Origin of the sequence: Streptomyces sp. NPDC004126, from assembly GCF_050275515.1 — a bacterium.
GTDB lineage: Bacteria > Actinomycetota > Actinomycetes > Streptomycetales > Streptomycetaceae > Streptomyces.
On the sequence record NZ_JBNNPF010000044.1, the window covers coordinates 14787 to 38946 of the forward strand.

Annotated in this window: 26 protein-coding genes and 1 tRNA gene; 15 read left to right on the forward strand and 12 right to left on the reverse strand. The window is 73.9% G+C overall.

Going from position 1 to position 24160, the window contains the following annotated elements:
* The first annotated feature begins 200 nt into the window (after positions 1-200).
* Positions 201-285, forward strand: a tRNA-Leu gene (locus ACQKM2_RS31185).
* A 135-nt stretch (positions 286-420) separates the two neighbouring features.
* Here the strand turns inward: ACQKM2_RS31185 and ACQKM2_RS31190 are convergent.
* The 3 genes from ACQKM2_RS31190 to ACQKM2_RS31200 form a co-directional block, all read right to left on the reverse strand.
* Positions 421-1866 (reverse strand): amino acid permease, encoded by a 1446-nt coding sequence (locus tag ACQKM2_RS31190; protein ID WP_427715621.1) that lies wholly within the window; start codon positions 1864-1866, stop codon positions 421-423.
* 223 nt (positions 1867-2089) lie between these two features.
* Positions 2090-3640, reverse strand: coding sequence for an APC family permease (locus ACQKM2_RS31195; RefSeq protein WP_427715623.1), 1551 nt, complete (start codon positions 3638-3640; stop codon positions 2090-2092).
* Between the two features lie 26 nt (positions 3641-3666).
* Positions 3667-4617 (reverse strand): hypothetical protein, encoded by a 951-nt coding sequence (locus ACQKM2_RS31200; protein WP_427715626.1) that lies wholly within the window; start codon positions 4615-4617, stop codon positions 3667-3669.
* Between the two features lie 296 nt (positions 4618-4913).
* Here ACQKM2_RS31200 and ACQKM2_RS31205 point away from each other — a divergent pair, with 296 nt between their 5' ends.
* A complete protein-coding gene (locus tag ACQKM2_RS31205) occupies positions 4914-5333 on the forward strand; it encodes an ASCH domain-containing protein (RefSeq protein ID WP_427715627.1) in 420 nt (139 codons plus the stop codon).
* On the opposite strand, the gene ACQKM2_RS31210 is transcribed toward ACQKM2_RS31205, so the two are convergent.
* Entirely contained in the window at positions 5330-6985 is a 1656-nt protein-coding gene (locus ACQKM2_RS31210; protein WP_427715630.1) for an FAD-binding dehydrogenase, read from the reverse strand. The genes ACQKM2_RS31205 and ACQKM2_RS31210 overlap by 4 nt on opposite strands.
* Positions 6986-7072: 87 nt before the next feature.
* Here ACQKM2_RS31210 and ACQKM2_RS31215 point away from each other — a divergent pair, with 87 nt between their 5' ends.
* From ACQKM2_RS31215 to ACQKM2_RS31245, 7 genes are all read left to right on the forward strand, one after another.
* A complete protein-coding gene (locus tag ACQKM2_RS31215; RefSeq protein WP_427715632.1) occupies positions 7073-7648 on the forward strand; it encodes an NUDIX hydrolase in 576 nt (191 codons plus the stop codon).
* 20 nt (positions 7649-7668) lie between these two features.
* A complete protein-coding gene (locus ACQKM2_RS31220) occupies positions 7669-8067 on the forward strand; it encodes a YidH family protein (protein WP_427715634.1) in 399 nt (132 codons plus the stop codon).
* Positions 8064-8384, forward strand: coding sequence for a DUF202 domain-containing protein (locus tag ACQKM2_RS31225; protein WP_427715635.1), 321 nt, complete (start codon positions 8064-8066; stop codon positions 8382-8384). The genes ACQKM2_RS31220 and ACQKM2_RS31225 overlap by 4 nt, the downstream gene beginning before the upstream one ends.
* A gap of 173 nt (positions 8385-8557) precedes the next feature.
* Positions 8558-8854, forward strand: a complete 297-nt coding sequence (locus ACQKM2_RS31230; RefSeq protein ID WP_427715637.1) for a hypothetical protein — start codon at positions 8558-8560, stop codon at positions 8852-8854.
* Positions 8855-8951: 97 nt separating this feature from the next.
* Positions 8952-9863, forward strand: coding sequence for an MBL fold metallo-hydrolase (locus tag ACQKM2_RS31235; protein ID WP_427715638.1), 912 nt, complete (start codon positions 8952-8954; stop codon positions 9861-9863).
* A 118-nt stretch (positions 9864-9981) separates the two neighbouring features.
* The gene (locus ACQKM2_RS31240; RefSeq protein WP_427715640.1) at positions 9982-11007 is read left to right on the forward strand and encodes a phosphotransferase family protein; all 1026 of its coding nucleotides are present in this window, start codon (positions 9982-9984) and stop codon (positions 11005-11007) included.
* Between the two features lie 13 nt (positions 11008-11020).
* Positions 11021-12238, forward strand: coding sequence for an acyl-CoA dehydrogenase family protein (locus ACQKM2_RS31245; RefSeq protein WP_427715643.1), 1218 nt, complete (start codon positions 11021-11023; stop codon positions 12236-12238).
* A gap of 41 nt (positions 12239-12279) precedes the next feature.
* On the opposite strand, the gene ACQKM2_RS31250 is transcribed toward ACQKM2_RS31245, so the two are convergent.
* Both ACQKM2_RS31250 and ACQKM2_RS31255 read right to left on the reverse strand, forming a co-directional pair.
* Positions 12280-12858: a TIGR03086 family metal-binding protein gene (locus tag ACQKM2_RS31250; RefSeq protein WP_427715646.1), complete on the reverse strand. Its 579-nt coding sequence runs from the start codon at positions 12856-12858 to the stop codon at positions 12280-12282.
* 47 nt (positions 12859-12905) lie between these two features.
* Positions 12906-13295, reverse strand: coding sequence for a MerR family transcriptional regulator (locus tag ACQKM2_RS31255; protein ID WP_427715647.1), 390 nt, complete (start codon positions 13293-13295; stop codon positions 12906-12908).
* A gap of 61 nt (positions 13296-13356) precedes the next feature.
* Between ACQKM2_RS31255 and ACQKM2_RS31260 the strand changes: the two genes are divergently transcribed.
* Positions 13357-14475, forward strand: a complete 1119-nt coding sequence (locus ACQKM2_RS31260; RefSeq protein ID WP_427715648.1) for an alkene reductase — start codon at positions 13357-13359, stop codon at positions 14473-14475.
* On the opposite strand, the gene ACQKM2_RS31265 is transcribed toward ACQKM2_RS31260, so the two are convergent.
* From ACQKM2_RS31265 to ACQKM2_RS31275, 3 genes are read right to left on the reverse strand one after another with little or no spacing between them, the layout of a single operon-like run.
* Positions 14472-15083 carry a TetR/AcrR family transcriptional regulator gene (locus tag ACQKM2_RS31265; protein WP_427715649.1) on the reverse strand — a complete coding sequence of 204 codons (612 nt, stop codon included), beginning with the start codon at positions 15081-15083 and terminating at the stop codon, positions 14472-14474. The two genes, ACQKM2_RS31260 and ACQKM2_RS31265, sit on opposite strands and share 4 nt — an antisense overlap.
* Before the next feature lie 36 nt (positions 15084-15119).
* Positions 15120-17021 (reverse strand): AMP-binding protein, encoded by a 1902-nt coding sequence (locus ACQKM2_RS31270; protein WP_427715652.1) that lies wholly within the window; start codon positions 17019-17021, stop codon positions 15120-15122.
* Positions 17018-17797, reverse strand: coding sequence for an SDR family NAD(P)-dependent oxidoreductase (locus tag ACQKM2_RS31275; RefSeq protein ID WP_427715655.1), 780 nt, complete (start codon positions 17795-17797; stop codon positions 17018-17020). The genes ACQKM2_RS31270 and ACQKM2_RS31275 overlap by 4 nt, the downstream gene beginning before the upstream one ends.
* 108 nt (positions 17798-17905) lie before the next feature.
* On the opposite strand from ACQKM2_RS31275, the gene ACQKM2_RS31280 reads away from it, so the two are divergent.
* The 4 genes from ACQKM2_RS31280 (at position 17906) to ACQKM2_RS31295 (ending at position 22133) form a co-directional block, all read left to right on the forward strand.
* On the forward strand, positions 17906-19153 hold the full coding sequence (locus ACQKM2_RS31280; protein WP_427715657.1) for an exo-beta-N-acetylmuramidase NamZ family protein: 1248 nt from the start codon (positions 17906-17908) through the stop codon (positions 19151-19153).
* 137 nt (positions 19154-19290) lie between these two features.
* Positions 19291-20580 carry a serine-threonine protein kinase gene (locus ACQKM2_RS31285; RefSeq protein ID WP_427715658.1) on the forward strand — a complete coding sequence of 430 codons (1290 nt, stop codon included), beginning with the start codon at positions 19291-19293 and terminating at the stop codon, positions 20578-20580.
* A 150-nt stretch (positions 20581-20730) separates the two neighbouring features.
* On the forward strand, positions 20731-21327 hold the full coding sequence (locus ACQKM2_RS31290; protein ID WP_427715661.1) for a hypothetical protein: 597 nt from the start codon (positions 20731-20733) through the stop codon (positions 21325-21327).
* The gene (locus tag ACQKM2_RS31295) at positions 21324-22133 is read left to right on the forward strand and encodes a 3-keto-5-aminohexanoate cleavage protein (protein ID WP_427715662.1); all 810 of its coding nucleotides are present in this window, start codon (positions 21324-21326) and stop codon (positions 22131-22133) included. Before ACQKM2_RS31290 ends, ACQKM2_RS31295 begins: the two co-directional genes overlap by 4 nt.
* On the opposite strand, the gene soxR is transcribed toward ACQKM2_RS31295, so the two are convergent.
* Positions 22108-22557, reverse strand: a complete 450-nt coding sequence (gene soxR / locus ACQKM2_RS31300; RefSeq protein WP_427715664.1) for a redox-sensitive transcriptional activator SoxR — start codon at positions 22555-22557, stop codon at positions 22108-22110. The genes ACQKM2_RS31295 and soxR overlap by 26 nt on opposite strands.
* A 120-nt stretch (positions 22558-22677) precedes the next feature.
* On the opposite strand from soxR, the gene ACQKM2_RS31305 reads away from it, so the two are divergent.
* On the forward strand, positions 22678-23139 hold the full coding sequence (locus tag ACQKM2_RS31305) for a MaoC family dehydratase (protein WP_427715666.1): 462 nt from the start codon (positions 22678-22680) through the stop codon (positions 23137-23139).
* Position 23140: 1 nt separating this feature from the next.
* Here the strand turns inward: ACQKM2_RS31305 and ACQKM2_RS31310 are convergent, their stop codons facing one another.
* Positions 23141-23785 (reverse strand): TetR/AcrR family transcriptional regulator, encoded by a 645-nt coding sequence (locus ACQKM2_RS31310; RefSeq protein WP_427715669.1) that lies wholly within the window; start codon positions 23783-23785, stop codon positions 23141-23143.
* Positions 23786-23869: 84 nt separating this feature from the next.
* Positions 23870-24157 (reverse strand): YiaA/YiaB family inner membrane protein, encoded by a 288-nt coding sequence (locus ACQKM2_RS31315; protein WP_405981429.1) that lies wholly within the window; start codon positions 24155-24157, stop codon positions 23870-23872.
* Positions 24158-24160: the final 3 nt, after the last annotated feature.

The following is a 24160-nucleotide window of genomic DNA, read 5'->3' on the forward strand; positions in this document are numbered from 1 at the left end:
TGAGGTGCTAGTGCCCTTTATCGGGCGTGGGGGTTCAAGTCCCCCCTCGGACACAAACAGAAGGACCCCGCTTCGGCGGGGTCCTTCTTCGTTCCCGGGGGGCTCCGGGGGCGGAGCAGGGCGTGGACCGGCGACCCCGGAATGTTTGGTAATGTTTTCCACGTCGCAACGGGCCGCAAGGAACGTGAGGCGCACACCCTGTCCGGGTGGCGGAATGGCAGACGCGCTAGCTTGAGGTGCTAGTGCCCTTTATCGGGCGTGGGGGTTCAAGTCCCCCCTCGGACACAAACAGAAGGACCCCGCTTCGGCGGGGTCCTTCTTCGTTCCCCCGTGGAAGCGCGGGAATGCGGGAATGTGGAGAGGCCCCCGGGCCGGGATCTCGGATCCCGGCCCGGGGGCCTCTCGTACGGGCGGACCGGGTCAGTCGGCGGCGTTGGCGGACGCGAGCTCGTTGACGCGGCGGCGGACCAGGAACCAGCCGCCGACGAGGGCGGCGGCGATCGCCGGGAGGAACATGACCGTGGTGCGGCCGACGCCGCCGTCGCTCCACATCAGGACCAGCACCGTGACCAGGAAGACCAGGGTCACGATCTGGGTGTACGGGGCCCAGGGCAGGCGGTAGGACGGGCGCTCGACCAGGCCGTTCTTCGAGCGGTGCCAGAAGAACAGCGAACAGAGCATGACCATGGCCCAGGTGCCGAGGATGCCGATGGAGGCCAGGTTGAGGACGATCTCGAAGGCCTCGCCCGGCATCCAGTAGTTCAGGCCGACGCCCGCGACGCCGAAGGCGGCGGTGAAGAGCACGCCGCCGTAGGGGACCTTGCCCTTGTTCATGACGCCGGTGAACTTGGGGGCGGAGCCCGACATGGCCATCGAGCGCAGGATGCGGCCGGTGGAGTAGAGGCCGGAGTTCAGGCTGGACAGTGCCGCGGTCAGGACGACCAGGTTCATGATGCCGGCGGCGCCGGGGACGCCGAGCTTGTCGAAGACGGTGACGAAGGGGCTCTGGTCGGCCGAGTACGCGGTGTACGGGAGCAGCAGGGCCAGCAGGACCACGGAGCCGACGTAGAAGATGCCCACGCGCCACATGATCGAGTTGATCGCCTTCGGCATGATCTTCTCGGGGTTCTCGGTCTCGCCGGCGGCGACGCCGCAGAGCTCGACGGAGGCGTACGCGAAGACGACGCCCTGGATGACCAGGAGCATCGGCAGGACGCCGGAGGGGAAGATGCCGCCGTTGTCGGTGATGTTGGCGAGGCCCGGGGTGTTGCCGCCGATGTCGTGGCTGGTGGCGACGAGGTAGATGCCGACGAGCAGGAAGAGCGTGAGGGCCGCGACCTTGACCAGGGAGAACCAGAACTCCATCTCGCCGAAGTACTTCACCGAGATCAGGTTCGCGGTGAGGACGACGGCCAGGGCGATGAAGGCGAGGACCCACTGGGGGATGTCGGTGAACATCGACCAGAAGTGCGCGTAGGTCGCGGCGGCGGTGATGTCGGCCACGGTGGTCGTGGACCAGTTGAGGAAGTACAGCCAGCCGGCCGTGTAGGCGCCCTTCTCTCCCATGAACTCGCGCGCGTACGAGACGAACGCGCCGGAGGACGGGCGGTAGAGGACGAGCTCGCCGAGGGCCCGGACGACGAAGAAGGCGAAGACTCCGCACACCGCGTAGGCGATGGCCAGGGAGGGACCGGCGCCGGCGAGGCGGCCTCCGGCACCGAGGAAGAGGCCGGTGCCTATCGCGCCGCCGATGGCGATCATGTTGATGTGGCGGGACTTGAGGTCCTTGCTGTAACCCTCGTCACCGGCGTCGACGGGGCGGCGGGACGGCTCGGCGGGGGCCTCGGCCAAGGTGCGATCACTCATGTGGGACTTCGCCTTCGTGGTTCGGTCAGGCAGGTCCGGACAGCCGCGTGCGGGGGAGCTGGGTGGTTTCCCCCGTATCGCGGTTCCGGTGATTTTGTCGCCATAGGAGACCACGTGCCTCCGCAACCCGCCAAAATCGGCCACCGAACGCGGAAGCCCCCGGCGACCATGGAAACGGTCTCCGGGGGCTTCCCAGGGGTACGAATACGAGGGCTGCGGGCGGTCAGGCACCCGGTGCGGCGTCGGCGGCCTGGTCGAGGCGGAAGGCCTCGTTGCCCAGGCCGATCCGGGCGTGGGCCTCGGGGCGGCGGGACTTCAGGACCAGCCCGTGGACGAGCCCGCCCAGGGCGGCGACGGCGATGATCGCGGGCAGCGCCCAGCTCAGCGCGGAGCCCTGCTCGGCACCGACCAGGACGGCGAAGTCCTTGACGGTGTAGACGGCGATGCCGACCAGGGCGAGGCCGGCCAGGCCGGCGGCGGCGAGGCGCCAGATCTGGGCGCCGGCGGTGCCGCGGCGGACGAAGAAGGCGATGACGGCGAAGGAGGCCGCGGCCATGAGGACGGTCACGCCGAGGGCGCCGACGCTGCCCATCCAGGTGAACAGGTGCAGGACGGGGGCGGTGGGGTCGCCGGCCGGCGCGGAGTCGGTGACGGCGAAGAGGAGGACGACGACGGCGGCGACCACGGTCTGCAGGAGGGAGCCGGTGGCGGGGGCGCCGGTGCCCGGGTTGGTGCGGCCGAAGCGGGCCGGGAGCAGGCCCTCGCGGCCCATCGCGAAGGCGTAGCGGGCGACGACGTTGTGGAAGCTGAGCATGGCCGCGAACATGCCGGTCACGAAGAGCACGTGCAGGACGTCGGTGAAGGCGGCGCCGAGACGGCTCTGGGTGAGCTCGAAGAGCAGGCCGGGACCGGCCTCGGCGGAGGCCTTCACGATGCCGGCGGGGCCGGTGGCGACCGAGAGGGCCCAGGCGCTGAGGGCGAAGAAGAGGGCGACGAAGCCGATGGCGAGGAACATCACGCGGGAGACGACGATGTGCGGCTTGCTGGTCTCCTCGGCGTAGACCGGGGACTGCTCGAAGCCGACGAAGGCGGCGATGCAGAAGCACAGCGCGGTGCCGAGGCCGGCCCCGCCGAGGGTGGAGGGGTCGAAGGCGTCCAGGGAGAGGCCCTCGGGGCCGGGCTTGCCGAGGGCGGCGGCGTCGAAGACGACGACGAGGGCGCACTCGATGAGGAGCAGGACGCCGAGCACCTTGGCGTTCAGGTCGATCTTGAGCCAGCCGAGGGCGCCGGTGGCGGCGACGGCGATCAGGGCCGGGATCCACCAGGCGACCTGGGTGTCGAGGTAGGTGGCGAAGAGGCCGGAGATCTCGAAGCCGAGGATGCCGTAGACGCCGACCTGCATGGCGCTGTACGCGACGAGGGCGACGAGGGAGGCGGAGGCGCCGGCGGTGGGTCCGAGGCCGCGGGCGATGTAGGCGTAGAAGGCTCCGGCGTTGTGGACGTGCCGGCTCATCTCGGCGTAGCCGATCCCGAACAGGGCGAGGACGACGCCGAGGATGACGAAGAGCAGCGGCTGGCCGACGATGCCCATGACCCCGAAGATCGTGGGCATGACACCGGCGACGACCATCAGGGGCGCGCTGGCGGCGAGGACGGAGAGCAGCAGTCCGGCGGTGCCGAGGCGGTCCGCGCGCAGGGCGCGGTCCTGGCCCTTGTACGTGCGTATCTCGGCCGCGGAGTCGGCTGGGAGCGTGGTGGATCTGCCCGTCGGCATGGCAGGGTCCTTTCGGGGGTGACTGGTCAAGCGGTGCCGAGCGCGGCACTGCGCGCGGCGAGGAAGGCCTTGTGCGGGTCGCGGTCCGGGTAGGACCAGGGGGCGCGGGTGGCATGGCTGCCGATGCGGTGGAAGAGGGCGGCCGCTTCGGCGGGGCGGCCTTCGCAGAGCTTGGCGTGGGCGAGGAAGTTGAGGTCGACCCGGTTGCGGGGGTGGTCCTCGCGCTCCCACTCCAGCCACCAGTCGAAGGCGGAGCGCAGCACCTGGCGGGCGCGGCGGCCGGTCCAGTGCTCGGCGGCGGTCCCGGCCGTGCTGCTGCCGCGGGCGGCGGCGAGGACGCGGAAGCGCTCGGCGTGGGCGATCACGGGCAGGACGGCGAGCGGCGAGTCGGCCGGGGACTCCTCGGCGGCCCAGGCGGCGAAGTCGTAGACCTCGTGGAGCGGGTCGTGGCCGGAGGCGGGGGCGCGTTCGGCGAGCCTGGCGACCATGAGGTGGTGGGCGTGGTGGTGCTCGCGGTGGCGGGCCCGGACCTGGTCGAAGTGGCGGCTGAACTCCTCCTCGGTGCCGAAGGCGCGGGCGAGCATGAGGAGGCCTAGCCAGGGGGTGGGGTCGGCGGGGAGCAGCGCGGCGGCGCGGCGGCAGGCCGCGTCGGCGGCCTCGGGGCTGCCCTTGCCGCGCAGGGCGGTGGAGACGGCGGCGCAGGCGAGGAGGGTGGCGGCGTCGGCGCTGTCGGGTTCGGCGAGCAGCCATTCGTTGGCCCAGGCGGTGGCCGCGGGGGTCTCGGCGAGGACGACGAGGCGGTGGCCGCGGCGGTCCCAGTCGTCGCCGGTGGCGACGAGGAGGGCGCGGGCCTTGGCCCAGCGGCCCTGGGTGAACTGGCTCCGGACGCCGACGAGCTCGGTGTCGCACAGGGCCGGGTCGAAGAGCTGGGCGTCCCGCTTGCGGGCGCGGCCGAGGGGCGGCGGAGGCGGGGACATCCGCGGGTTCCCTCCAGGACGCGGGCGCGGGTGGGCTGCGTACACGGGTGTACGCACGGGGGCACGGGTGGGGCGGTCGGTTCGGTGGTACGCGTGGGGTGCCGGCGGCGCGGCTCGATCGTGCCGGTGGTCAGTCCGGATGATCACGCACAGCAAACCGGTAGGCACAGCTCCGCGTCAAGGTCCGGTCCACTGGGTGGCGCGTTTCAACTGGTGAGCAGAAGGGGCGAGTTGGGACGCAAGTGACGGTTCGAAATGCAGGTGTGACCTGGGAGGACGGTCCATAGGGTGGGCGCATGACGAACCACGATGGTCTGCGCCCCTTCGAGATGGGCTTTCCCGGGGAACTGCGCGACACCCTGACCGCCGCCGTGCTGAGCGGCGCCAAGACCACGACGACGGGCCTGCTCAAGGGGTACGAGACCGAGGGCGAGCCAGTGCCGCGGCCGGGGGAACGCGTGGTGCTGGTCGACTCCGACGAGCAGCCCCTGGCCGTCCTGGAGATCACGGACGTCCAGGTGCTGCGGCTGGCCGAGGTCGGCCTGCGGCACGCGCTGGACGAGGGCGAGGGTTTCGCCTCCGTGGCCGAATGGCGCTCCGCGCACGAGGGCTTCTGGCAGAGCGAGCAGCATCGCGCTTGGCTGGGCGATCCGGCCTTCACCGTGGACGACGACACCCTCGTGGTGGCGGAGCGCTTCCGCATCGTCCGCGACTAGCCGACCGCGCGGGCCGCCGCGCGGCCCGCGGCGCGGCCCGAGAAGACGCAGCCGCCGAGGAAGGTGCCCTCCAGCGCGCGGTAGCCGTGGACGCCGCCACCGCCGAAGCCGGCGGCCTCGCCGGCCGCGTAGACGCCGGGCAGGGGGTCGCCGGAGGGGGTCAGGACGCGGGAGGACAGGTCGGTCTCCAGGCCGCCCAGGGACTTGCGGGTCAGGATCGAGAGCCGGACGGCGATCAGCGGGCCGGCCGCGGGGTCCAGGATGCGGTGCGGGGCGGCGGTGCGGATCAGCTTGTCGCCGAGGTACCTGCGCGCTCCGTGGATGGCCGTCACCTGGAGGTCCTTGGTGAAGGGGTTGGCGATCTCCCGGTCGCGGGCGGTGATCTCCCGGCGGACGGCGGCCTCGTCGAGCAGGTCCTCCTTGGTGAGCTCGTTCATCCGGCGGACCATCGCCGAAAGGTCCCGCTCCACGATGAAGTCGACGCCGTGGTCCATGAAGGCCTTGACCGGTCCGGGGACCGCCTGCCGGGCCCGGTTGATCACCTCGCGGACGGACTTCCCCGTCAGGTCGGGGTTCTGCTCGGAGCCGGAGAGGCCGAACTCCTTGCCGATGATGCGCTGGTTGAGCACGAACCAGGTGTGGTCGTGGCCGGTCCGCATGATGTGGTCGAGGGTGCCGAGGGTGTCGAAGCCGGGGAAGAGCGGTACGGGCAGCCGCTTGCCGGTGGCGTCGAGCCAGAGCGAGGAGGGGCCGGGCAGGATGCGGATGCCGTGCCGGGCCCAGATGGGGTTCCAGTTCTCGATGCCCTCGGTGTAGTGCCACATCCGGTCCTTGTTGATGTGGCTGGCCCCGGCGGCCTCGGTGATGCCCAGCATCAGGCCGTCGACGTGCGCGGGGACCCCGGAGAGCATCCGCGCGGGCGGGGTGCCGAGCCGTTCGGGCCACTGGGCGCGCACGAGGTCGTGGTTGCCGCCGATGCCGCCGCTGGTCACGATCACCGCCTGGGCCCGCATGCTGAACGCGCCGACCGCCTCCCGGCTGCTCGCGGTGCCGCGTACGGCGTCCGAGGGGGCCAGTACCTCGCCGGTGACGGTGTCCACGGCGCCGGCGGTGGCCGACAGGCCGGTGACGCGGTGGCGGAAGGCGAACCGGACCAGCCCGCGGGCCGCTCCGGCGCGGACCCGCCGCACGAAGGGCTCCAGCAGGCCGGGGCCGGTGCCCCAGGTGATGTGGAAGCGGGGCACGGAGTTGCCGTGGCCGTTCGCGTCGTAGCCGCCGCGTTCGGCCCAGCCGACCACCGGGAAGAAGCGCACCCCGCGGGAGTGCAGCCAGGGCCGCTTCTCGCCGGCCGCGAAGTCCACGTACGCCTCGGCCCAGCGGCGCGGCCAGGCGTCCTCCTCCCGGTCGAACCCGGCGGTGCCGAGCCAGTCCTGGAGGGCGAGCTCGCGGCTGTCCTTGATGCGCATGCGGCGCTGCTCGGGCGAGTCCACGAAGAACAGCCCGCCGAAGGACCAGTGCGCCTGGCCGCCGATGGACTGCTCCGGCTCCTGGTCGAGGAGGATCACCCTGCGGCCCGCGTCGACGAGCTCGGCGGTGGCCACGAGGCCCGCGAGGCCCGCTCCGATCACGATCACGTCAGCGTCGTACGTCATGCCTGCCGGTCCTCCGGTCGGTCGGTGGTGGGGCAGATCCTTGGCTACGGAGCGGTAACCAGTCAACAGCGGTGGTTGGATGGGTTCATGGATCCCGCTGACGAGGTACTGGACGTGGTGGACCGGGACGACCGGGTCACGGGGTGGGCGCCCCGGGGCGAGGTGTACCGCCGGGGACTGCTGCACCGGTGCGTGTTCGTCCTGGCCAGGGACGCGCGGGGGCGGGTCTTCGTGCACCGCAGGACCGCGTCGAAGCTGGTCTTCCCCTCGCACTACGACATGTTCGTGGGCGGGGTGCTGGGCGCCGGCGAGGAGTACGCGGACGCCGCGCTGCGGGAGGCCGGGGAGGAGCTCGGGGTGAGCGGGCTGCCGAGGCCGCGGCCGCTGTTCAAGTTCCTCTACGAGGGTCCGGGCGGCGGCTGGTGGTCGTACGTGCACGAGGTGCGGTGCACCCTGCCGGTGGCCCCGCAGGCATCGGAGGTGGACTGGCACACCTGGCTGCCGCAGGAGGAGCTGGACCGGCGGGTCGCGGGCGGGGACTGGGCGTGGGTGCCGGACGGGCTGGAGGCGTACCGGCGGCTGCGCGCCTTCCGGGAGGGCGGGGGCCTGCCCGGGGGCGGGACCCTGCCCGGGGAGGGGACCCAGCCCGCGCCGGGTCCGTGACGGGGACGTAAATTGGCCATGTGATCGACTTCGTCAAGGACCTGCGGCTCTGGTTCGCACCGGAGCGGGTGCGGGACGAGGGCGAGACGCCGGACTACCGCTTCTCCCTCGCCAACGAGCGGACCTTCCTCGCCTGGATCCGCACCTCGCTGGCGCTGGTCGGCGGCGGGTTCGCGGTGGACCAGTTCCTGCCGGACCTGCGGTGGGGGGTGCGGGTCGGGATGGCCTTCGCGCTGCTGGCGGTGGGCGCGGCGTGCGCACTGCGGGCCGTGAACCACTGGGTGCGGTGCGAGCGGGCCATGCGGCGGGGCGAGGACCTGCCGGTGTCCCGGTTCCCGGTGGTGCTGAGCATGGGCGTGGGGCTGGTGGCGGTGTCGATGGTGGTGGTCGTGCTGCTGGGCTGGACGGCCGAGCGGTGACCCGTCCCGGTACGGCGGCCCGTGACGCGGGGCTCCAGCCCGAGCGGACGCGGCTGGCGTGGCGGCGCACGACGCTGGCCTGCTCGGTCACGGCGCTGCTGGCGCTGCGGCAGGCCCTGCACGGGACGGGCTCGCGGATCGAGGTGGCCGGGACGGCGGTGATCGCGCTGATCTGGGTGGCCTTCCTGTGGGTGGCGCACCGGCGGGTGCGGGAGCTGGCCGGGGCCCGGCCGCCAGGGCTCTCGCCGCGGGTGGCGCTGGGGGCGGTGCTGTGTTCGGTGGGCCTGGCGGTGTTCGCGATGGCGGTCATCGTCTGAGGCGGGGGCCGGGCGGTCCGGCCGGCCTGTCCGGTCTGCCGGGTCTGCCGGGTCTGCCGGGTCCGTGCGGTGTGCCCGGCGGCCGGACCATGCGATCGCCCTACGGTCCCATTAGTGCCGCGCCACGGGGACAGAACGGGCAGCCCGGGAGGTTCCGCACTAGCCTCGGCCGCATGACGACCCTGCACCAGGAACACCCCACGCACGCCCACGAGCACGGCCCCGGCTGCGGGCACACGGCCGTCGAGCACGGCGACCACCTGGACTACGCGCACGACGGCCACCTGCACCGGCAGCACTCGGGGCACTGGGACGAGTGCGAGACCTCCGAGCACGCCCCGCACGAGGAGCACGACCACCGGCACGGCGAGGGCTGCGGGCACGACGCGGTCCCGCACGGCGACCACCTCGACTACCTGCACGACGGGCACCGGCACGCCCGGCACGACGGCCACTACGACGACCACTGACGATCCCCGGCCACCCCGGCCGCCCCCGCTCTCCCCGGCCTGGCCCCCGGCTGACAGGATGCTGACCGCCTGTCACAGCGATCCGGGGAGAGCCTCCATGACCGTCGAAGAGCCGTACGTCGTCCAGCCCGCGGCCGGGGTGCACGCCTACGTCCAGCCCGACGGGGGCTGGTGCCTGAACAACGCCGGCTGGATCAGCGACGGCGGGCGCACCCTGCTCGTCGACACCGCGGCCACCGAACGGCGCGCGCTGGCCCTGCGCGAGGCCGTCGCGGCGTCCGGGGTACCGCTGCCCCGGACCGTGGTCAACACCCACCACCACGGCGACCACACCTACGGCAACGCCGTGTTCGCCCCCGAGGCGCTGATCGTCGGCCACGACAACGCGCGCGCCGAGCAGCTCGCCGCCGGGCACCAGCTGGAGCTGATCTGGCCCGCGACCGACTTCGGGGCGATAGAGATCACCGCGCCCGACCTCACCTACCGCGACCGGCTGACCCTGCACGTCGGCGGCACCGAGGTGCAGGTGATCCACCCGGGCGTGGCCCACACCACCGGGGACTCCGTCGTGTGGCTGCCCCGGCAGCGGGTGGTGTTCACCGGTGACCTGGTCTTCGCGGGCGGCACCCCGTTCCTCGCGATGGGCTCCCTCGCCGGTTCGCTGCGGGCGCTGGAGCTGCTGCGCTCGCTGGGCGCGGAGACCGTCGTACCGGGCCACGGGCCGCTGACCGACGCCTCGGCGTACGACGCGACCGAGCGCTACCTGCGCCATGTGGCCGAGCTGGCCCGGGAGGGCCGGGAGAAGGGGCTGACCCCGCTGGAAGCGGCGCAGGGGGCGGACCTGGGCGAGTTCGCGGCCTGGCGGGAGAGCGAGCGGCTCGTGGCGAACCTGCACCGGGCGTACGCCGAGCTGGCCGGGGAGCCGGAGGGGGCCCCGCTGGACATCATGGCGGTGCTGCGGGACATGACGGTGATGAACGGCGGGACGCCGATCCTGTGCCACGCGTGAGCTGAGCGGGGCCGGCCGGGGGGATTCTTCCGGCCACCCCCTGGACGGCATACCGACTGGTCGGCATGATGGCCCCGGACCGAGAATCCCGTCGTCGACCCGTACGGAGGCGCGCGCCATGACCCCAGCCGATCCCCGAGGCCTCGATCTGCGGAGGCTGCGCGGCCATCTGGACGCCGCGCGGCCCGGGCTCACGGCGGGGCCGCTGAGCGGCCGGCTGATCGAGGGCGGCCGGTCGAACCTGACGTACGCGGTCACCGACGGCACCTCCCGCTGGGTGGTGCGGCGCCCGCCGCTGGGGCACGTCCTGGCCACCGCGCACGACATGCGCCGCGAGCACCGGGTGATCTCGGCCCTGCACGGAACGGCCGTGCCGGTGCCCGAGCCGCTGCTGCTGTGCGAGGACGAGGAGGTGCTCGGGGCGCCGTTCTACGTCATGGAGCACGTGGACGGGACCCCCTACCGGACCGCCGGGCAGCTCGCGGAGCTCGGCCCCGAGCGCACCCGGCGGGCGGTGCTGGGCCTGGTGGACACCCTGGTCGACCTGCACGCGGTGGACCCGGACGCGGTGGGGCTGGGCGACTTCGGCCGGCCCGAGGGCTTCCTGGACCGGCAGCTGCGCCGCTGGGGCAAGCAGCTCGCGGCCTCCCGGGGCCGGGAGCTCGCCGGGATCGACGAGCTGCACGGGGCACTGGGACGGGCCCTGCCCCGCTCCCCCGCGCCGGCCGTGGTGCACGGGGACTTCCGGCTGGACAACGTCCTGATCGGCGGGCCGGACGACACGATCCGGGCGGTGCTGGACTGGGAGATGTCCACGCTGGGCGATCCGCTGACGGACCTCGGCCTGCTGGTGATGTACAGCTCCGACCTGGGCCTGGCCGATTCCCCGGTCAGCACCACGAGCGGGGCGCCCGGCCATCCGGCGCCCGCCGAGCTGGTCGAGCGGTACGCCGCCCGCTCGGGGCGGGACACCGGGTCGATCGCCTGGTACACGGCCTTCGCCTGGTTCAAGCTCGCCGTGATCCTCGAAGGCATCCACTACCGGTACGTGCTCGGGCAGACGGTCGGCGCGGGCTTCGACCGGATCGGCGAGCTGGTCCCGGTCTTCATCGAGCACGGACTGACCACCCTCCAGGAAGGCTGAGGAGCCGCACCGCATGGACTTCGCATTCGACACCCGGACCGAGGAACTCCGCGGGCGGCTGCTCGCGTTCATGGAGGAGTACGTCCACCCGGCGGAAGCCCTCGCCGCCGAGCAGCGCGCACGGCTGGCCTCGCCCTGGGACACCCCGGCCGTCTTCGGCGAACTGAAGGCCGAGGCGCGCCGCCAGGGCCTGTGGAACCTCTTCATGCCCGACGAGGAGTACGGCGCGGGGCTGACCAACCTCCAGTACGCGCCGCTCGCCGAGATCACCGGCCGCAGCCCGCACCTGGCGCCGATGGCGACCAACTGCGCGGCCCCGGACACCGGGAACATGGAGCTGCTCGCGCAGTTCGGCGACGAGGCGCAGAAGAAGCAGTGGCTGGAGCCGCTGCTGGCCGGGGAGATCCGCTCCGCCTTCGCGATGACGGAGCCGGAGGTGGCCTCCTCGGACGCGTCGAACATCGAGACGCGCATCGAGCGCGACGGCGACTCGTACGTGGTCACGGGGCGCAAGTGGTACATCTCGGGGGCGATGAACCCGGACTGCAAGGTCTTCATCGTGATGGGCAAGACCGACCCGGACGGGGCCGATCCGCGCCGCCGGCAGTCGATGGTCCTGGTCCCGCGCGACACCCCGGGCCTGGAGGTGCGCCGGGCGATGACGGTGTACGGGTACGCGGACCACGACCACGGCGGCCACGCCGAAGTCGTCTTCGACGGGGCCCGGGTCCCGGCGGGGAACCTGATCGGCGGGGAGGGCGCCGGCTTCGCCATCGCCCAGGCCCGGCTCGGCCCGGGCCGGATCCACCACTGCATGCGGCTGATCGGAATGGCGGAGCGGGCCGTGGAGCTGATGTGCCGGCGCGCGGTGGGGCGTACGGCCTTCGGGAAGGAGCTCGCCGCGCAGGGCGTCGTGCAGAACTGGATCGCGGACGCCCGGGTCACCATCGAGCAGCTGCGGCTGCTGGTGCTGAAGACGGCCTGGCTGATGGACACGGTGGGCAACCGGGGCGCGCACACCGAGATCCAGGCCATCAAGATCGCGACCCCGCGCGCGGTCGTGGGGATCCTGGACCAGGCGGTGCAGCTGCACGGCGCGGGCGGGGTCAGCCAGGACTTCCCGCTCGCCGAACTGTGGGCGGCGGCGCGGACCCTGCGGCTGGCGGACGGGCCGGACGAGGTGCACCAGCGTTCGCTGGCGCACCGCGAGCTCAAGCGGTACCGCGCCTGAGCCGGCCCTTCCGCCGCGGGGTCAGCGGATCTCAGCGGGTCTCAGCGGGTCCAGTGCGGGTCGCGCCCGGTGAACGCCAGGAGCTTCTCCGCACGGTTCGCGCCGTCCGCGACGGTCAGCGCCGGCGCGTACTTCCCGTACGAGTCGCGCACGAAGTCGACGATCCGGGACGCGATGTCCTCCAGCGCTCCTGCCATCTCCTCGGTCAGCGGCAGGTCCTGCCCGGTGGCCCTGGCGATGTCCCACGCGTGGACGGCGGCGTCGAGGGCCGCGACGGCGGCGCCCGCCCCGGCGGGCATGGGCCCCATCGGGGTGGGCACGCTCTCGGCGTCCCTCCCCGACTCCCAGGCGGCGGCCGCCGACTCCAGCACCGCCGCCAGGTCCGCGACCGGGTCCCCGGCCGTCGTGTCCGCGGGCTCGAACGGGTCGCCCGCGGGCGCGGTCCCCGTGATCTGCATGACCAGCGCCTGCTGGTCCAGCCGCGCGTGGTTCAGCACCTGGGCCACCGTCCACTCCGAACAGGGCGTGGCGTCCCCCCAGGCCCCGTCGGGGACGCCGCGTACGGCGGTGAGCAGGTAGTCGTGCGCGTCCGCGAGCAGTTTGAAACCGTCGACGGTCATCCGTCGCCCTCCCGTAGTCCCGGAACCGGATCGGACGTCACGATAGATCACGCGCCGACGGAGCCCCGGGACGCCGTGGAGCGGCCGGCCGCCGCCGCGATGACCTCGTCGAGGACCTCGCGGGAGCGGAGGAGGTCGCCGATCATCCGGTCGATCCGGTCCCGTTCGCCGGCCAGTTCGGCCACAAGGGCCGGGGTGGCGCGCACGGAGGGGCCGCCGTCCTCGTCGCGCATGCAGGGCAGGATCTGCCTGATCCTGGAGCTGTTCAGGCCGGCCGCGTAGAGTTCCTGGATCCGGATGACCCGGTCGACGGCCCGCTCGGGGAAGTCCCGGTGGCCGCCGGGCGTCCGGTCGGACGCCAGCAGGCCCTGCTGCTCGTAGTAGCGCAGCGAACGCTCACCGACCCCGGTGCGCGCCGCCAGTTCACCGATCCGCACGGCCACCTCCTGGGCTCCCGCCCTTGAACCTGACACTGGTGTCAGGTTCTACGGTACCGGCATGACGCAGACACGACAGACCCCCGCCGCCGCATCCCGCCTCTTCGAACCCGCCCGCCTCGGCGGCCTGGAGCTGTCCAGCCGCCTGGTGATGGCCCCGCTGACCCGCAACCGCGCCGGGGCCGACGGGGTGCCCGGGGAGCTCATGGCCACCCACTACGCCCAGCGCGCCTCGGCCGGCCTGATCATCGCCGAGGGCACCACTCCGAACGCCGTCGGGCAGACCTACCCGCACATCCCCGGCATCCACACCCCGGCCCAGATCGCCGGGTGGCGCCGGGTCACCGACGCCGTGCGCGCCGCCGGCGGGCGGATGTTCCTCCAGCTCCAGCACGGCGGCCGGGTCGGGCACCCCGACACCAGCGGGCACGTGCCGCTCGCGCCGTCGGCCGTGCGCTTCCCGGAGCCGCTGCAGACCCCGGGCGGGCTGCGGGAGGGCGTCACGCCCCGCGTGATGAGCGAGGAGGACGTCCGCTCCACCATCGCCGACTTCGCGAGCGCCGCCCTGAACGCCGTCGAGGCGGGCTTCGACGGGGTCGAGGTGCACTCGGCCAACGGCCACCTGCTCCACCAGTTCCTCGCCGGGAACACCAACCTGCGCACCGACGCGTGGGGCGGGTCCGTCGCGAACCGGATCCGGTTCCCCGTCGAGGTGGTCCGGGCCGTCGCCGAGGCCGTCGGGCCGGAGCGGGTCGGCGTGCGGATCTCCCCCGGGACGAACGTCAACGGCGTACGGGAGGACGACACCGAGCTGCTCTACCCGGCGCTGGTGGCGGCCCTCGCGGAGGTGGGGCCGGCCTACCTGCACCAGGTCCACTCCGACCCGGACCTGCCCCTCTTCGCCGAGATCCGCGGGGCCTGGCCCGGCACCCTGATCGCCAACCCCCGGCTCTCCCACGAGGAACTCGCCGCCGACGCGGGCCGCCTCAAGGGCGAACGGCTGCTGGCCGCGGGCGCCGACCTGGTCGCGCTGGGGCGGGGCTTCCTGGCCAACCCCGACCTGGTGGAACGGCTGCGCGCGGGGGCGCCGCTCAACGCGCTCCGCCCGGAGTTCCTGATGCACGTACAGGGGGCCGAGGGCTACAACGACTACCCGGCGCTGGTCCCCGCCCTCGCCTAGGGGCGCAGGGAGCGGAGCAGCAGGTCGGCGAGGTGGTCGGCGACCTGGCGCGGGGTGAGCGGGCCGTCCGTGCGGTACCAGGTGGACAGGTGGTGCACGGAGCCGAAGTAGTAGTCGACCACGAGGTCGGCGGGAGTGGCCGTGGCGAAGACCCCGTCGCGCATGCCCTCCTCGACCAGCGCGCGGAACCGCTCGTGGTAGCGCCGGCGCTCGGCCCGCACCTGCTTGTACTTCTCCGGGCTGAGCTGGTGCATCGACCGGAAGAAGATCATCGCGTCGTCGAGGTTCTCGATGGTGGTGACCACGACGTCGGCCGCGGCGGCGCGGAGCCGCTCCTCGACGGGGGCGTCGGAGTCGGCCACGGCGTCGAGCCGCTGCTGCTGGAGGCGCAGCATCCGCGCGTACACCTCGTGCAGCAGGTCGTCCTTGGAGCCGAAGTAGTGGTAGAGGGCGCCCTTGGTCACCCCGGCCGCCTCGACGATCTCCTGGACGGAGGTGCGGTCGTAGCCGCGTTCGGCGAAGAGCCGGGTGGCGACGGCCAGCAGCCGCTGCGGCACCGGGGTCTCCCGGTTTCCGTCCTCGGGGCCCTCGGTGGTCCTGGCGGCCATGGCGCTCGCCTTCCTCTCCTGATCCTCCGACTGTTTTCAGCCGCGGTCGCGCAATTCTCGTCGCAGGATCTTGCCACTGGTGGTCTGCGGAAGGACAGGCAGGACCTCGACCTGGCGCGGGTACTTGTACGCGGCCAGGCGGTCGGCGCAGTACGCGGCGAGTTCCGCGGGCTCCGCCGCGGCGCCCGGCCGCAGGCTCACGTACGCCTTCACCGTCTCCCCGCGGTAGGGGTCGGGCACGCCGACCACGGCCGCCTCGCGTACGGCGGGGTGGGTGTAGAGCACGTCCTCCACCTCCCGGGGCCAGACCTTGAACCCGGAGGTGTTGATCATGTCCTTCTTGCGGTCGACGACGTAGAGCCAGCCGTCGGGGTCCATGAACCCGATGTCCCCGGTGCGCAGTTCGCCGTCCGGGAAGGCGGCGGCGGTGGCGTCGGGCAGCCCCCAGTAGCCGGGGACGACCTGCGGCCCGCGCACGGCTATCTCCCCGGCCTCCCCGAACGGGAGCTCGGCGCCGTGCTCGTCGAGGATCCGTACGACGGTCTGCGCGCCCGGGACCCCGACGGAGAGGGTGCCGGTGGCGGGGTCGACGGGCGCTTCGAGGTGGGCGGGGACCGAGGCGCAGGGGGCGGTGCACTCGGTGAGGCCGTAGCCGTTGCGCAGGTAGAACCCGAAGTCGGCGCGGAGTCGTTCGACGAGGGCGGGCGGGAGCGGGGCGCCGCCGGAGGAGAGCACCTGGAAGGAGGCGAAGTGGTCCCGGGTGGCGTCGGGGTGCGCGGCGAGGGCCGTGAAGGCGGTGGCCGGGCCGATGGCGTAAGCGGGCCGGTGTTCGAGGAAGGCGTCGAGAACGGCCCCGGGGTGGAAGCGGTGCGTGAGGACGAGGGTGCCGGCGTTGACGAAGCAGGCGGCGAGCTCGCAGACGAGGCCGGTGATGTGGAAGAGCGGGGCGAGCGCGAAGTACCCGGCGCCCTCGGGAACGGGGTGGCCGGTGACCTGGCGGGTGGCGTTGTAGGTGATGGCCCCGTGCGTGTTCATGGCGCCCTTGGGGGTGCCGGAGGTACCGGAGGTGTAGCTGATGAGGGCGACATCGGCACCGCCCAGCCCGGGATCCCCCGGCCCGGGATACCCCTGCCGGGCCACGAGAAGCAGCTCGACGACATCCGCCCCCGGACCCACTGCGGGCCCCGCGGGCACTTCCAGCCCGGCCGGCACCTCCGGCCCCTCCGGCACCTCCAGCCCCGCCGGCGTTCGAGGCGCGGGGGTCCGGGGGCGGAGCCCCCGGGTTCGTGGAGCCGCGCCGGCGATCGAGGCGGGAACGGTGGAAGTGCGGGTCCCCCCGGACGGAGTCCGGGGGAGGGTAGGGGACGGCTCCGCGCAGCGGGACCCGACAGGAGCCGCGTCGGACTCCGGGGCGGGGGCCGGGAAGGTGCGGGGGTCGTTGCGGGTCTGGAGGTCGGTGCTGCGGGCCGTGAGGACGGTTCGCACGGCGGAGCCGGCCACCGCCTCCCCCAGGTACTCCCCCCACGCACCCCCCTCGCACACCAGCACGGCCGCCCCGGAATCCCGCAGGACGTGCCCCGCCTCCCCCGCCTTGTACATCGGGTTCAGCGGGACGACCACCGCCCCGGCCTTCCACGCACCCAGCACCGCGAGCACGAAGTGCGGGGTGTTCTGCAGCATGACCGCCACCCGGTCGCCCCGGCCGACCCCCCGCCCGGCGAGGTACCCGGCGACGGAGTCGGACAGCGCGTCGGCCTCGGCGTAGGAGATCCGGCCGTCGAAGTACGCGAGGGCCGTGCGCTCCGGCGCCCGGGCCGCGGCGGCCCGGAAGGCGTCCGGCACGCTCGCCGGCGGCGTCACCGGCGCCAGCTGGGCGGGGCTCAGCCGGCCCAGCCACGGCCGGGCGGCGTACGGGGACCCGGAGGGGGCGGCCGTCACGAGCCCTCCCACTTCTGCTGGAGGCGGTTCATTCCGCGCAGCCACCGCTCGGGGTCGGTCGCGCGGGCGGCGTGGAAGTCCGCCACCTCGGGGTGCGGGAGGATCAAGAACCGGCCCTTCTCCATGCCGTCGAACAGTGCCTCGGCGACCGTTTCCGGCTCGATCGCGGTCGGCGCCAGGACCAGCTCCCCCGCCGAACCGGAGGCGGTCAGCATGTCGGTGCGCACCCCCTGGGGGCAGATGGCGTGGACCTGGACGCCCCGGTGGCGGTAGGTCAGCGACAGCCATTCCGCGAAGGCGAGGGCACCGTGCTTGGTGACACTGTACGGGGCCGCTCCGATCATGGTCAGCAGCCCGGCGGCGGAGACCGTGGACACGAAGCGGCCGCTGCCGCGCTCCAGCCAGTCGGGCAGCAGGGCCCGCGCGGCACGTACGTGCGCCATGACGTTGGTGTCCCAGGCGGCCTCCCAGACGGCCTCGTCCGCGAAGGCGTCGCCGCCGGAGGCGAGTCCGGCGTTGGCGCAGTACACGTCGACGGTGCCGCCGAGGGCCTCGCGGGCCTCCCCGACGACCGCGGAGGCGTCGCCGGGGACGGCGATCGCCCGGGCGCCGGTCGCCGCGATGGCCCCGGCCACCGAGGCGGCCTTGGCCGCGTCGAGGTCGTTGACGACGACGGCGGCCCCCTCGGCGGCGAAGCGGTGGGCGAGGGCCGCGCCGATGCCGCCGCCCGCGCCGGTGACGACGACTCGCTGGTCCTGGTACGCGCTCGCGCTCACGGGGGTCACCTCTCGTCACTGCCGGCTGCCGGCCGGACCGGCCGGATCCCGGCAGACTAACCAGTCGGTATGTGAGGGCGGAAGGGGTGCGGGCCCTAGCGTGGCGGGATGACGCTGTCGCGACGCGGGGTGCTGGGGATGGCGGGGGCCGTGGGGGCCGCGGGAGCCCTGGGGGGCGCGGCGGCGGGGCCGGCGGCCGCCGACGGGCGGGTGCGCACCGGCTTCGAGCGGCTCGCCGCCGACGGGTACGCGGAGCTCGCCGGGCAGCGGGTCGGGGTGGTCACCAACCCCACCGGGATCACCGCCGACGCCCGCCACCTGGTCGACGTACTGCACGCCGACGAGCGGGTGGACCTGGTCGCGGTGTTCGGGCCGGAGCACGGCTTCCGCGGGACGGCTCAGGCCGGCGGCTCCGAGGCGGCCGGCCGCGACCCGGCGACGGGGCTTCCGGTGTACGACACGTACGGCAGGAGCGGGCAGCAGCTCGCGGACGTGTTCACGGCGGCGGGCGTCGACACGGTCGTCTTCGACATCCAGGACGTCGGGGCGCGCTTCTACACCTACATCTGGACGCTGTACGACTGCATGCGCGCGGCCGCGCTCGCCCGCAAGGCGGTGGTGGTGCTGGACCGGCCCAACCCGGTGGGCGGGCGGCGGGCGGCCGGGCCGGTGCTGGAGCGGGCGTACGCGAGCTTCGTGGGCCGGGAGCCGGTCGCGCTGGCGCACGGGATGACGGCGGGCGAGCTGGCCCTGCTGTTCAACGGGGAGTTCCTGAAGGGCGCCGGCCCCCGGCTGCGGGTGGTGCCGGTGTCGGGGTGGCGGCGGGGGTCCTTCTTCGGGGAGACCGGCCTGCCGTGGCTGCCGCCGAGCCCGAACATGCCGACCCCGGACACGGCTCTCGCGTACGCGGGAACCTGCCTCTTCGAGGGGACCAACCTGTCCGAGGGCCGGGGTACGACCACGCCCTTCGAGGTGGTGGGCGCGGAGGGGGTCGACCGGCGGTGGGCGGAGGCGGCGAACGGGCTGGGGCTGCCCGGGGTGTGGTTCCGGGAGACCTGGTTCACGCCCGCGTTCTCCAAGCACGCCGGCAAGGTCTGCGGCGGGGTCCGGCTGGTCGTGCACGACCGGGAGGCCTTCGATCCGGTCCGGGCGGGGATCGGGCTGCTGGTGACGGCGCGGCGGGTGTGGAGCGGGTTCGGGTGGCGTGCGGACCACTGGATCGACCGGCTGGCCGGCTCGGACCGGGTGCGGACGATGGTGGACGCGGGCGCGGGGGTGGACGAGATCGCGGGCGCCTGGGCCGGCGGGCTGGCCGGGTTCTCCGCGGTCCGGGCGGGGTATCTCCTCTACCCCTGACCCGGGCCGGGGCCTGCCCGCCTCCCCCCGGACCCGTGCCGGACCTCCTGCGGACCGGTGCCGTCACGGGTCTGGCCGACGCGGCCCGGCGGCGGGATGCTGCGAGCACGGAGGCGGCGCGCGGGAAGGGGGAGGCCATGGTGGACAGCGGTGGTGCGGCGGCGTTCGGAGCCGGGATCGGGGTGGGTCCGTACCAGGAGCTGACCTTCGACGCCCAGGGCGACGTGGACCCCGCCACGCGGGCGGCGGTGGCCCGGATCGAGGCGACGGACCTGCTGGTCTTCGCGCACGGCTGGAACAGCGACCGGTCCACCTCGACCCGGCTCTTCGACCGCTTCTTCGCACCCTTCCCGGGGCTGGTGGGGGCGGGGGTGCGGCTGGGGTACGTGGGGGTGGTGTGGCCTTCGATCCGCTTCCCGGACGAACCGATCCCGGACTTCGACCCGCACGGCGCCCTGCCGGGCGCGGAGGCCGGGACGGCCCTCGACGACGCCACGCGCGCGGCCCTCGGCGTGTTCTGGCCGGGGCGGGAGGCGGAGCTCGACCGGGTCGCCGCGCTGCTCGCGCAGCAGCCCGAACCGCTCGCCGCGCTGCCCGAGTTCGGGGCGCTGGTGGGCCGGCTCGTGGACGCCGACCCGGTGGGCGCGGCCGTCGCCCCGGAGGTGCCGGCCGTCTTCGCGGGGGACGCCGTCGAGGTGTGCCGGGCGCTGGCCGAGGCCCTCGCCGAGGCGGGGGGTGCGCCGGCGGTCGCGCTCGGCGACGGGGCGCGCGCCCTGTGGGGCGGTGCCAAGGAGCTGCTGCGCCAGGCCACGTACTACGAGATGAAGAAGCGGGCCGGGGTGGTCGGCGAGCACGGGCTCGGACCGGTCCTCACCGACCTCGCGGGGCGCCGGCCTGCCCTGCGCGTCCACCTGGTCGGCCACAGCTTCGGCGCCCGGGTGGCGTCCTTCTCGCTGCGGGCCGTACCGGACGGGGCCCGGCACGTGAAGTCGCTGACGCTGCTCCAGGGGGCCTTCTCGCACTACGCGTTCAGCGAGCGGCTCCCCCACGACCGGCGGCGCGGAGGGGCTCTGGGCGGGCTCCAGCGCCGGGTGGACGGACCGGTGGTGGCCTGCCATTCCGCCCACGACTCCGCGCTGCGCGTGTTCTACCCGCTGGCTTCCCGGATGGCGGGGGATTCGGCCGGTCTGCTCGGCTTCGACGAGCGGTGGGGCGCGGTCGGGCACGACGGGGTGCAGGCGGTGCCCGGCGCGCCGCGGCTGAGCTTGGAGGCGGCCCTGCGGGGCGGGCTGCCGGAGGCCGGTTGCGTCAGCGTGGACGCGGGCTCCGTGGTGTGCCGCGGCGGTGCTCCGTCGGGGGCGCACAGCGACATCTGCCACGAGGAACTGGCCCGGATCGTGGTCGGGGCGGGGCGCATGGGGCGCTGAGTTCCGGCCATGTGCCACCCGCACGCCTCGACCGCCCCCGCATGCGCCCACATCCTGCCGGGCATGTTGGGCACGTCGCGGGGGGTCGCTTCGTTCGACGGAGTGATGCGGCCGGTGGTGTGGGCATGGCACGGCGGAGGTGAAGGTACGGTGGCAGGTTTTCGGAGTCTCGCCTATCAGGTGCGCGACGCGCGCAACGACCGGGCCCTGCGGCGCCATTCGCTGCGCCGCTGCCTGGAGCGGTTCGCGCCCTACGGGCACCGGGCGACGTGGTGGCACCTGTGCGACCGGCACGGGATCGCGCCCGAGGACCGGGGTGCGGACCCGCTGCGGCTGGTCGCGGCGCTGGAGGAGCTGGAGGAGGCGCGGGCGGTGTGGCTGGAGTACGAGAGGCAGTTCGCGGCGCGGCGCAGACGTGAGAAGCACGACGGCGTGCGGCGGCCGGAGTGGGCCTGGGGCGGCAGCGGGGACGCCGTGGTGCGGTGTGCCGATCCGGGTGTGCGGCCGGAGGGGACGTTGGGCGAGGTGCTGCGGCGGCTGATCACGGCCCTGGAGTCGGAGCCGGGGACCGCGTGCCCGGTCTGCGGCGAGGAGGAGCTGCGCTGGCCGGCCGCGCTGCCGGGGCCGTCGGCGTGGGCCGGTGCGTGGTCGTGGGACGGGCCGGTGTGCGGGGGCTGCGGGATCGTGGTGCCCCGGCCGGCGCTGGCGGAGGCGGCGGTGGGACACCAGGCGGCGGGCGCGGCGTGAGCGGGGCGGGCGGTGGCGGCCGGGCGGCCGCGGCGGTGCTCCAGGTCGCGCTGAACGGCTCGCGGGACGCGGCCGAGGGGGCGGCGGTGCCGCTGTCCCCGGGGGATCTGGCCCGGTCGGCGCTGGAGGCGGTGGCCGCCGGGGCGGATGAGGTGCTGGTGCACCCGCGGACCCCGTGCGGGCGGGAGAGCCTCTCGCCCCGGGTGGTGGGGCCGGTGCTGGAGGAGATGCGCGGCGCGGGGGTCCGCGTACCTCTGACGGTGCCGGCGGGGGTCGCCGCCGAGCCGGATCCGGCGGGGCGGCCGGCGCGGGTGCGGTCCTGGACGGTGCTGCCGGACCGGGCGGCGGTGCCGTTCGCGGAGCCCGGGGCCCGGGAGTTGGCGGCGGCCCTGCTGGAGCGCGGGGTGGCGGTGGACGCGGTGGTCCCGCTGGGCGGCGGGGCCGGGCCGGAGCCTCTGGCCCGGTTCCTGGAGTGGGCCGCGCCGGAGCCGGCCCGGGTCCGGCTGGTGGCGGAGCTGGCGGAGGCCGATCCGGCGCTGGTGGCGGGGCTGCGGTGGCTGCCGCCGGTGCCGGTGCTGCTGTTCGGGCGGGAGGCCGCGGCCTGGCCGGTGCTGCGGCTGGCCGCGCGGTGCGGGGCGGGCGCGCGGATCGGCGTGGCGCAGGTGCTGCGGCTTCCGGACGGGCGGCCGGCGCGCTCGAACGCCGAACTGGTGGCGGCCGCCCTCGGCTTGCGGGGCGGGGCCGCCACCGGGACGGCTACCGGGACTGCTGATGGGACGGCTACTGGGACAGCCGGGAGCCGGTGAAGCGCTCGCCGAAGACGTCGTCCGGGTTGGACAGCGCACAGGTCTTCAGCGAGAGGCAGCCGCAGCCGATGCAGTCGTCCAAGTGGTCGCGCAGGCTGCTGAGTTGCTTGATCCGCTGGTCCAGTACGGCACGCCAGTTCTCGGACAGTCGCGCCCAGTCCTCGCGCGTGGGGGTGCGCCCCTCCGGCAGCTGGGACAGCGCCTCGCCGATGCTGGCGAGCGGGATGCCCACGCGCTGGGCGGCCCGCACGAAGGCGACCCGGCGCAGCGCCTCGCGGCTGTAGCGGCGCTGGTTGCCGGAGGTGCGGCGGCTGCTGATCAGCCCCTTGGCCTCGTAGAAGTGCAGGGCGGAGACGGCCGCTCCGCTGCGCGCGGACAGCTGGCCGACGGTCAGTTCGTGGACTTTCTCGGGAATCTGCGGCACACGGCCGAGCCTAGTCGGACGTCCGTTGACAGACGTACCAGGACCCCAGCATGCTGAGCAAGCGCTTATTCGACTGAGGGGCCGGAAACGGCAGTGGACAGCGGAAGACAGGGGCAGGGCATGGCCGGACCGAGGATCTTCACATCCGCCGACGAGCTGCGCGCCGGAATCGGCGAACCGCTCGGCCCGAGCGGGTGGCTGGAGGTGGACCAGAAGCGGATCGACCTCTTCGCCGACGCGACCGGCGACCACCAGTGGATCCACGTGGACCCCGAGCGCGCCGCCACCGGGCCCTTCGGCTCCACCATCGCGCACGGCTACCTGACGCTGTCCCTGCTGCCGAGCCTGGTCCCGCAGATCATGCGCGTCGAGGGCATGCGGATGGGCATCAACTACGGCACGGACAAGGTGCGTTTCCCCGCCACGGTCCCGGTCGGCTCGCGACTGCGCGCCACCGCCGTGATCACCTCGGTCACCGAGGCGGGCGGCGGCGTACAGGTCGCGGCGACGGTGACCGTGGAGCGCGAGGGCGGCGAGAAGCCGGTGTGCGTCGCCGAGTCGGTGTCCCGCTACTACTTCTGAACTACTTCTGGGCCGTCCCGGCGGCCGGGCGTGCGCCCACCATGCGGAGCACGAGGTCGGCGTACAGCGCGCCGACCTCGTCGGGCGTGCGCTGCCCGGCGGTGCTGAACCAGCGGGCGACGTCGATGCACAGCGACAGCACGGCGAGCGTGGTGCCCGGGACGTCGGGGACGTCGAACTCCCCGGCCCGCACGCCGTCGGCGAGGATCCGGCGCACGGCGGCGTCGCTCAGCCGGCGCAGGGCGACGATCTCGGTGCGGTGCTCCGGGGCGAGCGCGTCGAGCTCGTACTGGACGACGCGCGCGGTGGTGTGGTGCGCGGCGTGCCAGCGCACGAAGGACCGCACGGCCGCGTCCAGCCGGTCGGCGGCCGCCCCCGGGCCGGAGGCGGCGGTCTCCAGGATCTCCAGCGCCTTGTCGTGGCCTATCCGGCTGATCCGGTGGAGCAGCTCTTCCTTGGTCTTGTAGTGGATGTAGAGCGCGGCCGGGCTCATCCCGGCGCGGCCGGCGATGTCCCGGGTGGTGGTCGCGTGGTACCCGCGCTCGGCGAAGGCGTCGACGGCCGCCACGAGCAGCCGCCGCGCGGCGTCGGGGGTGACCTCCGACCACGGCACGTAGCCGCCGCTCGTCTCCGCCGCGCTGTCCATCGCTCGCCCACCCTCTTCGCCCTGTAGGAAGACGCCAGCTTACCGGAGGGTGAGCAAGCGCTTAGGGGAGTCGGCGCTCCGGGGCTATTTCGGCGAGAAGGGGTCGTACTCCGCCATCATCTTCTCCATCCGGGCCTGGTCGACCCGGCTGACGATCTGCGTCGCCTCCTGCCGGTCGCGGACCACCTTGGCCAGGGTGAAGGCGGAGGTGGTCAGGTAGAGGACGGCGATCCCGAGGAAGGCCCGGACCCAGCCGTCGACGTCCATGTTGTAGATCCCCACGGCGACGGCGGCCAGGGCGATGCCGAAGGAGGCGACGGCCTGGCCGTAGTACGCACCCGTGTTCTGCTGCTTGACCGGTGTCTCGTTCATGGG